Source organism: Flavobacterium sp. DW-iso2 (genome assembly GCF_058725285.1).
In genome coordinates this window covers 36,540-48,889 of sequence record NZ_JBZXDY010000029.1, presented here as the reverse complement: position 1 = coordinate 48,889, position 12,350 = coordinate 36,540, and the positions used below count along the sequence as shown (strand labels likewise).

The following is a 12,350-nucleotide window of genomic DNA, read 5'->3' as shown; positions in this document are numbered from 1 at the left end:
CCAAAATGCAACAAAAAAACTAACTTTGAATAACTAACTAATTAATGGACTTGTTGCGATAGGTCCTTGAATCCGCCATACCGTTTACTTGAAGCCGTTTCTCCTGTTTGTATTAAAGAGATAACTGATGTTGTCTTGCAAGTCATACACTATGATTTTGAACTAAAAGGGATTAAAATTATTGATGCAGGTTGGAGAGCAATTATAGGAAGCTTTTCAGATGAAGAAAAAGATCCTATTCAAGACTTACCGGAACTAAAAATCGATGATGAAGTCAAGATTAAGGCATCAAGAGTATTGGAAAAGAAAACTAAACCACCTGCTCTTTATACGGAAGCAAGTTTACTTTCCGCAATGGAAAATGCAGGAAATCAGATTGGCAATGAACAAGAACGTAAAGCAATTCAAAATGTAGGGATTGGAACACCAGCAACAAGAGCAGCTATTATTGAAACCCTTTTTAAGAGGGAATATGTCAAACGTGATAAGAAATTATTAGGACCTTCAGAAAAAGGACTAAAGGTTTACGAGTTAGTAAAAGAAATGAAGATCGCTAATGCTGCTATGACTTCCGAGTGGGAACTAGCCTTGCAAAAAATAGAAAACAACGAAGAGAATATGGCAAATTTTCAAAGAGAAATAGAAGTTTATACAACAACTATAACACACGAGATACTTGCTTTATCTATTGCCGTCGAAAATCAACCAGAACTAATCTGTCCAAAATGTAAGCTTGAGAAATTGGCAATCCGGGATAAGTTGGTTAAATGTAAGGATGAAAATTGCAATTGGGTTCAATTTCGAAATATATGTGGCGTACAGTTAAGCCTTGTGGATCTGGAAGCATTAATTACTAAAGGTAAAACAAGCCTCTTAAAAGGGATGATTAGTAAATCTGGAAAGAAATTTGACGCCTTCATCGTTATGAATGAAAATGGAGAAACGTCATTTGTGTTTCCACAAAAGAAAAAAAGGAGATAAAGTTGTTTATTGATTTCTACTCATTGTTAGTAAAATGTAACTAAGATTTACTGATGTATTTCACTTAACAAATGAGAGATAAATTAAGTGAGTACCAACTCACATTGTAAAAAGGAAGGCTATAAACTGGATAGGGCTGGAATGCAGTGGAGCGTAGGAACGGAGAATAACGAAATGCAGCTCTATCCTGCTTATTAAAGCCTGACCGAACGCAAGGAATGAACGTGTGGAGCTGAGGAACGGAACAGTGTAAAAAAACAGCTGCTTATTTTTAAGCTGCTGTTTTTTTATTGGCTGTGAAGTGCCTGTGAAAGGTAGGATGCCAAAAAACTATTTTTCGTTTACAGCTTACTGTTGATGGCATACCGACTGGAGCATACGAACGGAGCAAAGAGAATGACTGGAGTGAGGCTTATTGATTACCTGAATTATCTCTTAGAACGTTTCTGCTGTTGAGTTAAATTGGTAATCGTGTTTGCCATAGTTTCTAAATTCTATTATTTATTGACTTGGAGATTAAGTGGTAGAACTGAAATATATGTTGTCAACGATATATTGAGCCAAAACCGCCAATTTACAATATTTATGATACTGACAATTAGTAGAATAGTAGCGATAACACATAATGCAATGCTGCTTTTTTGTCGTTTTTTAGTTTTTTTGACTGGAGTGAATTGTTTATTTTTAAAACCAGTGTTGTAAATGTTCACTCCACTATTAATCACATGATTTGTATCATTGTCAATTATAGCCCAACCAATTGAATTTGTGCCCAAATCAAGTCCTAAATACTTTCCCATTTATTTTTAAATATTAAAAGCACTAATTAATTGTTCAAATAACTCCTTTACATTCACATTTCCTGCACCCATTTCTTTAAAAATTTGTTTGTCTGGCAAATCATTCTTTACTGCTTCAGCAAAATTTACTATATCCGTTTTTATACTTGTTGGAATTGCAAAGTTATCTTCGGGAGCTAGTAGTAATAACAATCTGAAAACATCCATTTTATGTTTTCTTAATTGTCTTTCATCAATTTTTTCTCCGTTTTCTTTGCGCGTTTTATAATCGAGGAATGCTTTGGCTTTTAATCCTATTAAAGCTTCACTATTGGCGAGATGTATACCGTTATCTAATTGACTGTGTTGGATTGTGAAGTTGTAATAATCATCATCCATCAATATCGCCGATAAACTTGAAATTTCAGTGTCAACAGGAATAGGTATTAAATATGTTTCTTCATTTAAATCTAATAAATCAGGTATTCTGGAGAATAATTCAATTTGAAATGGAAATTCTTCTACTTGTGGTTTCTGGAAGCGATAGTATTTTCTGTCTTCTTCACTTTTCTCCTTGACATCATAATTTCCTTGTTTGATAAATTCCCAAAAATGAATTACAAATTCGGGGCTTAATGCTTCGATGACTAAAATTATATCAATGTCTTTTGTAGCTCGTGGTGTAAGACCAACGCTATCAATAATAATATCGCAAGCGGTTCCACCAATGATAATGTAGTTATCTGTGAATTCTTTGAAATGTTGTCTGAAAATTTCTAAACCTCTTACCATATGTATTTTTCTATTATTTGGTCTAATGCCATATCTGTTCGTTCATCAATAAATCCGTCTTTTAAACTTAAATATAATGACAATGGATCTACATTATTTTTCTTTGTTATTCCTTTTGTGAGTAGTTCCGGATTGTATTTCCAAACTTCTAATGCATAGTTGCCATTTTCACTATTTAGGTTTACTAAAAGATTGTTTTTTCTCAATTCGTAAAATTGTTTTTTCTCAATAGCAAAGTATTCTATTGAACTTGAATTCATATCCGTATATTCTTCCAGTGCGGTTGTGTTTGACTTAAACAACCCTTGTGGTTTATCATCAACATAAACCGTTTTCATTACGGGATTAATACACAATCCTTCTCTGTCTTTCCATAGTTTTTCAATGTCTTTTTCGAATATGATATTCTTTTCTTTTGTCCCTTCTACTTTGACTATGGCTAATCTTTTCAAGTTTTCTATTGCTTTGGTAATTCCCATTTGTGTGTATTGGAATTTCTCAGCTAGTTCTTTGAATGTATATTGGCTTAAATTATCCTCTTTGTGTAAAATTTGATATAATAAGATTAATTGAGCTGAGGGTAGTAGTAAGACAGATTTTTTAAATGCTTTGTCTTTCTCAAAATCTTTAAGGTCTATTAATAATTCTGACATAAACATTTGTTTCCCAGGTATAATGAAACTTATTCTGTTTTCTACTAGCCGTTTACGGTTTATTGCGGTTATAGTGTCAGTTACTATAATTATCCGTTTTTCAAGTTTTTTTTGAATCTCAACTACTTGTTTTCTTAACTGATTTGCATTGAAAGTATCCTCTTTGTTTAGCTCCAATAAAATTAATTGATGGGTTCTAAAGGTGGTGCTATAGAACTTAAAATTACTTTTGTATACAAAAGGTAGTTTATTCAATTGTTCCTTTTTTAACTCTTTTATTTCGAGTTGTACGCCGAGTATTTGTTGAAAATATTTTTTTAATTCCTCCATAATAAACTAATAAAAGTTATAATAAACTTGATAGGTTTATTATGCAAATATAGGTTTATTAAGGTAAATGTTCATTAATTAATGAATAAATATCAATTAATTAATGGATAAAGTCAATTGATTACTTTACAATTTGTCGGCTTATTTAAATTGAAATAATAGCTTTATTATTGAATCCAACATTTTCATTGTATTTGATATATCCCAATTGATTGGTTAATAGTTTTGTATTTTCAATTTCAAAATCACCAACATTGCAATGATGATGTCCATAAATCCAATAATCGATAGTATTATTTTCTATAAAGACATCTAAGTTTGTTGCGAAGGCTTCATTGATTTTGCTGTCGGCATATTTTTCAGGATAATTGATAAATGTTGGCGCATGATGTGTTACTACAATTGTTTTCTTATTAGCAGTTTCCTGTACTGCTTTTTTAATAAATGCCAAACTTTCTTGATGCAGGATGTGATAATCATCCGGATTGAATAAACGATTCTTGTATTTAATTACTTTAAAGTCAGAAAGACTTTCTTTAATAAGCCACTGTCTTAAAGGTGAAATGTTAGACCATAAAGTTGAAAAAATCAGATTAACACCTGAAATTTCTTTGACGCAATTGTTTACTAAAAAAATATTGTGACGGATTTGCTCCTCTAAAACACCACTTTTTTCTGCAATGTTGTAATAGTAATATTCGTGATTTCCAGGAATCCAAAAAGTCATTTTAAAATGAGCTGAAATGTAATCGAAGAAATCCGGGTGTTTATCCATTATGGCAAACGGAACTATATCTCCAGCTAAAATTAAAATATCCGCTTCTGGCTGTATAGGGTTTTGAAGTAGATAGTTTTTATTTTCTGGGAACTCAAGATGTAGGTCGGAACAATATTGGACTTTCATACGAAGTAGGCTATTTAGTTTTTAAAAAACAAGGAATTTCTGTTGCAAAAATAGAGGATTTTCACGTATTAAACTAAATCAAAAAATCTCTAATCTTCTTAATCAGAAAAATCGTCAATAGCAAAGTCATCTTCTTCAAACCTGTCAATCTCGATAGGATGGATAGGACCAGGTGGCTTGAATGTGCTCCTATGATCCCAGATGTGGCTGTTGGTTTTCTTCTTTTACGAGCCATTTTAATATTTTGACCCAGTCGCTATAAAAGGAGGTCATGTTTAGGGAACAAGATTTGTTTTTTGGCACTCATTTTCATAAACGTTCGTTATTATGAACAAAAAAAATCTATTTGTACATAATAACAAACATTTTGCGTTTGTTTCTTGAATGGTTTTATATAAATAGAATGCTTAGATACACTATTTGAGCATTATGTAATTAAGTCTGCTTGATAGTTGATATTCTTTTCAACTAACCCTCCTGTACCAAATGCTGTAAATCAGGATCGTTTTTTATCCGTTCCAATTCACTTTCAATAATCGAAACAATATCCCTTTTTATCTGTTTGTAATTAGCCTCAATTTCGGCTTTCATTTGATCTTCACCATTTTCATCAACGAAAGATAAGATAACAGGTATCTTTTTATATGCTTTAGTTTCTGAAGCTACTTTTTCATTATCTACGACAATTTCCGAATGGAAAATTTTCTGTTCAATACGTTCGTCAAAGTTGTCTGAAACCGCTCCCACGAACATTCCTTGTGTAAGCGTAGAGATTTTGGAAGCTGGAATCAAACTGTCTAATTGAGTGGATATCGAAGTTGATTTATCATTTCGGTTGATGGTTAGACTCTGACGTTTCTGCAACACTTTACCAAACCGTTCAGATAAGCTTTTGGCAGTCTCTCCCACAACCTGTCCACTGAATATATTCCCCACGGTATTTTGGATCACCTTACTTTCTTTGTCTCCATAATCACGTGTCAGTTGCGAATAGTCTTGAAATCCCAAACAGACCGCTACTTTATTACTTCTGGCTGTGGCTATCAAATTATCAAGTCCTCTGAAGTAAATTGTTGGTAACTCATCAATGATCACGGAGCTTTTTAATTTTCCTTTTTTGTTAATTAGCTTTATGATTCTCGAATTGTACAAACCCAATGCCGCCGAATAAATATTCTGACGATCAGGATTATTTCCAACGCAGAGAATTTTTGGTTCATCTGGATTATTAATGTCTAACGAAAAATCATCTCCAGTCATTACCCAATAGAGTTGCGGTGAAATCATTCGAGACAAAGGAATTTTTGCGGAAGCGATTTGCCCTTGCAACTGATCTTGAGCACCACCTTGCCAAGCATCCATAAACGGAGATAAATAGTTTTCGAGATCAGGGTAGGAAGTAAGGATGGTAAATACATCAACATATTTCTTGTTCAGTAATTCAATAGCATGCGGAAAAGTACAGTACTTTCCGTTATCATAAATTTTCAGAAACCAGATTATGGCTGCTAATAATATAATCGGAGATTCCACAAAGAAATCCCCTTGTTTTTGTATCCAACTCCTATTAAGATTCAACATTATCGTATAAGCCGATTCATAAGCATCTGAGATGTCCGTCATGAAATCGGGATTGATGGGATTACAACGGTGGCTTCTGCTAGGATCGTCAAAGTTGATAATATAGAACTTTGGTTTAATGGTATACTTATCGCTATGCTTTAATAAATGATTGTATGCAATGGTGGAAAGATCATCGAATTTAAAATCATAGATGTACATCGAAAATCCTTTTTCAATGTGCTGCTTAATATAGTTGTTTATGATGGCGTAACTTTTTCCAGAACCTGGTGTTCCCAAAACAATGGAGGCTCGGAAAGGATTTACAACGTTAATCCATCCTTCATTCCATTTTCCTTTGTAATAAAACTTGGTTGGCAAATTAACGGAATACTCGTTTTGCATTAATGTAGTTTCTTGCATAAAGCTTTCATTCTCATTATTGAAAACATCGTCCATGAGATTGGTACGAAGCAGACGGTTAATCCATACACCAGCTACCATTAACGAAATATAACCCGCTGAAGTAGTCAAGATGTACAAGGAGATAGCGATTCCAGCGGACAACTTTAACAAGGGTGTGTTGAGAAAGAAAAGTATAAATCCAATAATTATGGCAATGTATATTTTTGTCCAAATAATTTTTTCGTTTTTTACTCCTTTTGTTCCCAAACAGCTTAAAGCTAACAACACCAAAGCAAAAATCTTGGTGTATAGGGTGTGAGAAAACAGACTTGCCGTCCGCTGAAAATTGCCTAGTATTTTATTAATGATTTCTAGGGTCCAACCTTTTTCTAAGAAAAAGCTATAGCAAAACCAGTAAAAGTGCATCAGTAGCAAAAGAATACTTACCGCACGCATGAAAGCCATTATTTTGGCGAGTCCTCTTAAATCGTCTTCTCCTTGCATAGTAGAAATATTTAAAATGTAACAGGCGAAAGTAGATCGAACGTAGAAGAATCTAAGATAACTGACCTCCATTGGCGTTCATTGGCATTTGTTGTCTCGCTGAAACTATTTCTTGCCGCTACGATTGTTTCGTTTCGCCTTTTTCTTGAATTGATTAGCAAATGCTTGCTCTTCATAATCTTCACCTTGAGCATTTGGTAATAAACTTCCAAGGCTTTCTATAAGTCCACAATTTGTATTAGAATGGGTTGAATTATTTCCATTAAGAAAATCGAAAAGAGCGTGCGGTTTTTCATTTTCTGGTTTGGAGTCTTTCTCTTGATTTTGGGATGAGACTGTTTTATCAATTTTACTAGGATTCTGAACTTGGTTAGTTCCATCCTTTTTCCATAACTCATTAAAAACATTAGCAGATAAATTTTTACTCAATTGGGATCCATTCCAAACCGTGCGAGATTCGTGGTCAATAAAAGTTATTCCATATATTCGCCCTTGATCATTTCTTCGAACAACGGTATTAACTCCCTGATCTATTAATTGTTTTTTTAAGTCAGTTTCACTAGTTGTGGTGTGTAGGGCAACTTCAATCGAATTTTTCAGGATCTCTTTTAAAGGTTCTGTTTTCATTTTAACTTTTGATTGTTCAAAATGATTTTGTAAACTTTCCATTCCAGCCTGTTTTCCAAAGAGAGAGGATTTAAACGGATTTGTTGCTTTTTCTCCTTTATTATCCAATGCAAAATAGATGAGTCCTTGCTTCGTCTTACCTTGAATTTCTCCTGTTATTTGTTCGGCAGTGATATTAAATAGAGAGAGTAATGCGTTATAAGCTCCTAAACTTTGATACTGGTAATACTTTGGCAAATGCCGAATTACCGATGCTATTTGACTTTTTATATTAGCTTCTTTGTAGTCAACAGGTTTGAAAATTACTTCTTTCGAATTGTGTTTCTTTTCAGTAGCAGGACGCAATTGATATTTTTGTTCCAATTCGCGACAAGCATTCATAGAGCGCAATTTTTCATAAGAATCAGGTAACTTTTTACCGTAACGATCTACACAGGTCGAAACGATATGAATGTGCGTTCGTTCAATATCAGTGTGTTTGAAAACTACGTAAGGCTGATCTCCATAGCCCATAAGTTCCATGTAGTCTTTTGCGATTTTTCTAAAGTCTTCATCAGTAACACTATCTTTTGGATTTGGGTTAAGTGAGATATGCAAAACAGGTTTTTCTGTTCGTTTATTTGCCATTAAATAAGGTTCAAAAGAGCTGTATAATTGGTTAACGGTAAACTGTCCATTGACTGTTTCTCTTATTCTATGGGTCGCTAGTATTGCTCCATTTTCTTGGTCAACTTTCAAATGGTTATACGAAAGTGCACCAATTATATTTGCTCCACGACCAATTTTAGCTATCATTTTTCTTCTTTTTTCAGATGTTTAAATTCAAACTCTGCTGTTAATTGAGCGATATCGCGACATAACTGAGCTAATTCTATTGTTTGTTTTTCTAATTTAAAGAGGTAAGCTGCTGCTTTCTTTTCAGAAAAATTGCGGTATAGTATCTTGACAATCTGATTGTAATTGATACCAACTGCACGAAATTGACCATATAAAGTGGTTAAACGCATGTAATAATCCATTGCTGCCATATCTACTTTTACCGTTTTTATTTGCTTTTCAAATAAAACAGAAGTAATAAAACGAGCTTTATTGTCTAATCCCGAAGCTTCAAAAAGCGAAAGGAATTTAGCATTTTCCTGATCCGTTAAACGAAAAACATAACGATGAATGCTAGGATCCTTTTTGGGATTCCTACCACCTTTGTGTTGTTTTTTGTTCTCTTGATTCTCCATCATCATTCCAATTTTAATTTTTAGAAAACCCCGACTTCGGAGGGAGTTTTAAGCCCCGCCGCGGCGGGCAAGTTGTTTTGAGGTACGGAATTCATTTCGAGTGCCTCAAAACACAACTTGCTCTGTTCTGGTGAACAGATAATCCATCCGCCTGTCGGCAGGACAGATTTAATAGAGCAGGGAAAAACGGCTTAAGGCCGTTCCAGTTCTTGTTTGAAATTCTATTTATGGCCTTCATTTTTTAATCTATTTACTTCTTTAACAAAGTAAGACATTGATTGGTTTAGTGTTATGCTTAAAGGAATTGCCAAACCGTGTCAATAAAAGCCAAGAACAACCACAATGTTAAAAGCACTTATATCGCTCTGTTTCTTTGTACTTATAAACAAACAGGAATACCTAGTTAGCTTCGTACGTAACAACATAACTACATAGGTATCACTATAGAAAAGTACAGTCATACAGTTGTAAATAGAGATAGATTGAACTAGATATTTACATGATTAAGTACAGATGTACTTGCGTTTCTAAGTACTCCTGCGGATAAATACTCCTGGAATTGCCTACAGATATAAATACATAACGCAATGTGCAGATATTTTGTTAACTGCCTACTTAATTACATAAAATCACACATAAAGAAGTACACACCTATTGCTGTAGGTAACTAAATAAAAAAATACCAATACAAGTAAATACCGATATAAATAATTAAAAACAGTGGAACTATGAATGCAAAACACAACACAAAATTTATCGCTTTTTCTTCTCAAAAAGGAGGTGTCGGAAAAAGTACGTTTACAACATTAGTTGCAAGTACATTGCATTATCGATTAGGTTACAATGTAGCCGTCTTTGATGCCGATTTCCCTCAGCACAGTTTAATCAAAATGAAATCTCGTGATCTGGCTATGGTTATGGAAAATGAGCATTTGAAAAAACTAGCTTACAAACAATTTACCACCATCAACAAAAAAGCCTATCCCATTCTACAGCACAAAGCGGAAAGCGTATTGGAGGCTGCTCAGGAATTTTTAAATAATACTACTGTACCAATTGATGTTCTATTTTTTGATCTCCCTGGAACGGTGAATACTCCTGGTATTCTGAAAGCTTTGGCAGGAATGCACCACATTTTTACGCCAATAACGGCTGATCGTTTGGTTATGGAAAGCACACTCATTTTTACGCAGCTATTGCAAGATGTAATTATGAAAAAAGGAGCAACTTCTATAGAAACTATTAACCTGTTTTGGAATCAGGTGGATGGTAGAGAAAGTACGCCTTTGTACAAAGTTTACAACCAACTAATCGACCATTTGGGATTAAGTTTAATGCAAAGCCAAATTAAGAACAGTACCCGCTTTCGAAAAGAAAGTGAAGAGAATAGCAAAACCATATTTCGTTCTACTGTAATGCCTCCCGATGAACGTTTGATGAAAACCTGTCAGTTAGACCAGTTTATAAATGAATTTTTGAAAATCATTCAATTATAGAATTATGGAGAAAGGAAACAAGAAAAAAAATACTCCCGAAATTAACGAAGAGTTGATGATGAACTTGATGGTGGATGGTATAAAAAAGGAAGGTTTACAAATTCCAGTAGAAAAGGAAATAGAAAATAGCAATTCTAAAGAGTTTCCAAAGGAGAAAACTATGTTTAAGGAAAAGAGTAGGGGCAAAAGGGTAAGTGAAGGGGATTACGAAAGCATCTTTTTCAAAAGGATCGATACCATTGCTCGTGACGGAAAAACGGTTTATATCCGACCTGATTTTCATGAAAAACTTTCCCGTATTGTACAGGTGATAGGGGAAGACAAGATCACTATTTATGCTTATTTGGATAATTTGCTAGATTACCATTTTCAGGAATTTGGTGAGCAGATTACTAAGAGTTTTAATGATAAATACAAACCCATTTTATAAAGAAGTTATGGAAACAGTGATCGTAATATGCTTACTAATTGTTATTGTACTGCTTTTACAAGACAAGATTATCATCAAGAAATATCCTGAACAAAAGCCAGTGCAAGAAAAAAGTAATCCAAAGCTACCCGACATTATGGGACAACCCAAACCTCAAAGAATCCTTTCAGTGCCAAAAAACGGCAATGAAAGTCAAGAGCAGAAAGAGGAACAAACTAATGGTAATTTTGATATTGAAATCGACGAAGAAAAAGTCGATGAACAAATTTCACAAGAAGAGCTGGATGAAGTTTTTGGGAATGTACCTGATTTTGAGGACGAGGAAGAAGATTGGAATAGTTATGGAATATCCGATGGCGAAAATGGTTTTGCTCAAGGGGTTACCTTTGAAGAATTAAGCACTGTAAAAACGTTGTTAAAAAAAGAGAAAATGAGACCATCTCAAAAGGAAACAGCAACAGTCCTACTTCAGAAAATACAAGGAACCGAATTATTCGACCTATTGGAAAATTCTATCGAAGATGCTTCTCAAAAAATAGCCAAGCTGCTAGACGGTACACTTTCTTTTGAAACAGATTTCAGTTCTTCTTCTTTGCGGAAAAATGATTTAGAGGAGTTTGATATTGGGGAGTTTATTTAGGCTCCCCAATATTTTTCAGAATCTTAAATAGTAATTTAGTAATATTTAATTACAAAGTAATTCATAAAGATTTCAGTCAACCTTCGTTTTCAACTCTAAGTATTTTATAATCTCCGTAACCCTTTCATTATTAAGTACATTATTTCATGTATGTTTTTGCTACAAAACAATATTTTATTTTCCTCAATGCTAAGTTTATTTAATTCCGATAACTTATTAAGATTGAATTTTAAAAACTCTTCTTTGGACCTACTATCGTAGTCACTTTTCCACCTTCTTTAATGATTTCAAAAGCATCAAAGGTGTACTCATTCCCTAAAGTGTCAAAAACAATATCCAAATTGTTTGCAACCTCTTTATAATCTTCAGGTTTATAATCGATTACTCGGTCAGCACTCAAAGCTTTGACCCAGTCTACATTTTCGCTGCTGGTAGTCGTATATACGATAGCTCCTTTAGCTTTAGCATATTGAATTGCAAAGCTACCTACACCAACAGCCTCAGCATGAATAAGAATTCTATCATTCTCTTTATGCCAACGCTCTCCAAGGCTTGTATTGGTATAAGTGCTGTTAATGTAAGTCCTGCTACTTCTTCGAAAGAACTATTTTTGGTTTTTTTAGCAAAGAGGTCACTATTTACACTTACAAATTCTGCAATAGTACCCATTTTTTCTTGTGGCACTCTGGAAAAGGCTTCATCTCCTATTTAGAAATTGTTTACATCTGCACCTTTCTCAACCACCACACTACATACGTCAAAACCTATTGCGCTTGGTAAGTTTAAAGAGATCATCTCTTTCAGTTTACTTTCTACCATTTTGTAATCGATAGTATTTAACGAAGCTGCTTTAACTTCAACTAAAATATCATTTTGTTTTAAAGAAGGTTTTTCGATCTCATTGATGGATAAGCTGTCTTTAATTTTACTGTATTTCACGATTTGTAGTGCTTTCATGTAAATTATTATTTATTATCTAGCTTTTAGTTTTCTAAAAAACTATCGATTAGCTAGCTT

Annotated in this window: 11 protein-coding genes and 1 pseudogene; 4 read left to right on the top strand and 8 right to left on the bottom strand. The window is 33.7% G+C overall.

What is annotated here, in order from left to right:
- Nucleotides 1-66: 66 nt before the first annotated feature.
- On the top strand, nt 67-981 hold the full coding sequence (locus tag AC4PRO_RS16005) for a DNA topoisomerase (protein ID WP_492118090.1): 915 nt from the start codon (nt 67-69) through the stop codon (nt 979-981).
- Nucleotides 982-1,478: 497 nt separating this feature from the next.
- Here AC4PRO_RS16005 and AC4PRO_RS16000 read toward each other — a convergent pair whose 3' ends face one another.
- The 7 genes from AC4PRO_RS16000 to mobA all read right to left on the bottom strand — a co-directional run bounded on the left by AC4PRO_RS16000 (nt 1,479) and on the right by mobA (nt 8,767).
- Nucleotides 1,479-1,781: a hypothetical protein gene (locus tag AC4PRO_RS16000; protein ID WP_492118089.1), complete on the bottom strand. Its 303-nt coding sequence runs from the start codon at nt 1,779-1,781 to the stop codon at nt 1,479-1,481.
- 6 nt (nt 1,782-1,787) lie between these two features.
- Entirely contained in the window at nt 1,788-2,552 is a 765-nt protein-coding gene (locus AC4PRO_RS15995; protein WP_492118088.1) for a hypothetical protein, read from the bottom strand.
- Complete coding sequence (locus tag AC4PRO_RS15990) at nt 2,546-3,535, bottom strand: MarR family transcriptional regulator (RefSeq protein ID WP_492118087.1); 990 nt, start codon at nt 3,533-3,535, stop codon at nt 2,546-2,548. The genes AC4PRO_RS15995 and AC4PRO_RS15990 overlap by 7 nt, the downstream gene beginning before the upstream one ends.
- Nucleotides 3,536-3,680: 145 nt before the next feature.
- Complete coding sequence (locus tag AC4PRO_RS15985; protein WP_492118086.1) at nt 3,681-4,439, bottom strand: metallophosphoesterase; 759 nt, start codon at nt 4,437-4,439, stop codon at nt 3,681-3,683.
- A 468-nt stretch (nt 4,440-4,907) separates the two neighbouring features.
- Complete coding sequence (mobC, locus tag AC4PRO_RS15980; protein ID WP_492118085.1) at nt 4,908-6,908, bottom strand: conjugal transfer protein MobC; 2,001 nt, start codon at nt 6,906-6,908, stop codon at nt 4,908-4,910.
- A gap of 105 nt (nt 6,909-7,013) precedes the next feature.
- Nucleotides 7,014-8,330, bottom strand: a complete 1,317-nt coding sequence (gene mobB / locus AC4PRO_RS15975) for a conjugal transfer protein MobB (protein ID WP_492118084.1) — start codon at nt 8,328-8,330, stop codon at nt 7,014-7,016.
- Nucleotides 8,327-8,767, bottom strand: coding sequence for a conjugal transfer protein MobA (mobA, locus tag AC4PRO_RS15970; protein ID WP_492118091.1), 441 nt, complete (start codon nt 8,765-8,767; stop codon nt 8,327-8,329). The genes mobB and mobA overlap by 4 nt, the downstream gene beginning before the upstream one ends.
- 728 nt (nt 8,768-9,495) lie before the next feature.
- Between mobA and AC4PRO_RS15965 the strand changes: the two genes are divergently transcribed.
- From AC4PRO_RS15965 to AC4PRO_RS15955, 3 genes are read left to right on the top strand one after another with little or no spacing between them, the layout of a single operon-like run.
- Nucleotides 9,496-10,263 carry a ParA family protein gene (locus AC4PRO_RS15965; RefSeq protein ID WP_492118083.1) on the top strand — a complete coding sequence of 256 codons (768 nt, stop codon included), beginning with the start codon at nt 9,496-9,498 and terminating at the stop codon, nt 10,261-10,263.
- A 4-nt stretch (nt 10,264-10,267) separates the two neighbouring features.
- Nucleotides 10,268-10,693 carry a DUF3408 domain-containing protein gene (locus tag AC4PRO_RS15960; RefSeq protein ID WP_492118082.1) on the top strand — a complete coding sequence of 142 codons (426 nt, stop codon included), beginning with the start codon at nt 10,268-10,270 and terminating at the stop codon, nt 10,691-10,693.
- A complete protein-coding gene (locus AC4PRO_RS15955) occupies nt 10,668-11,333 on the top strand; it encodes a conjugal transfer protein TraD (RefSeq protein WP_492118081.1) in 666 nt (221 codons plus the stop codon). Before AC4PRO_RS15960 ends, AC4PRO_RS15955 begins: the two co-directional genes overlap by 26 nt.
- Before the next feature lie 244 nt (nt 11,334-11,577).
- On the opposite strand, the pseudogene AC4PRO_RS15950 reads toward AC4PRO_RS15955, so the two are convergent.
- A pseudogene (locus AC4PRO_RS15950) lies at nt 11,578-12,290 on the bottom strand (NADP-dependent oxidoreductase); the annotation flags it as partial.
- Between the last annotated feature and the right edge of the window lie 60 nt (nt 12,291-12,350).

Coding starts and splice junctions, on each gene's coding strand:
- AC4PRO_RS16000 (WP_492118089.1), bottom strand. CDS start 1,781: ATGGGAAAGTATTTAGGACTTGATTTGGGCACAAATTCAATTGGTTGG.
- AC4PRO_RS15995 (WP_492118088.1), bottom strand. CDS start 2,552: ATGGTAAGAGGTTTAGAAATTTTCAGACAACATTTCAAAGAATTCACA.
- AC4PRO_RS15990 (WP_492118087.1), bottom strand. CDS start 3,535: ATGGAGGAATTAAAAAAATATTTTCAACAAATACTCGGCGTACAACTC.
- AC4PRO_RS15985 (WP_492118086.1), bottom strand. CDS start 4,439: ATGAAAGTCCAATATTGTTCCGACCTACATCTTGAGTTCCCAGAAAAT.
- mobC (WP_492118085.1), bottom strand. CDS start 6,908: ATGCAAGGAGAAGACGATTTAAGAGGACTCGCCAAAATAATGGCTTTC.
- mobB (WP_492118084.1), bottom strand. CDS start 8,330: ATGATAGCTAAAATTGGTCGTGGAGCAAATATAATTGGTGCACTTTCG.
- mobA (WP_492118091.1), bottom strand. CDS start 8,767: ATGGAGAATCAAGAGAACAAAAAACAACACAAAGGTGGTAGGAATCCC.
- AC4PRO_RS15965 (WP_492118083.1), top strand. CDS start 9,496: ATGAATGCAAAACACAACACAAAATTTATCGCTTTTTCTTCTCAAAAA.
- AC4PRO_RS15960 (WP_492118082.1), top strand. CDS start 10,268: ATGGAGAAAGGAAACAAGAAAAAAAATACTCCCGAAATTAACGAAGAG.
- AC4PRO_RS15955 (WP_492118081.1), top strand. CDS start 10,668: ATGATAAATACAAACCCATTTTATAAAGAAGTTATGGAAACAGTGATC.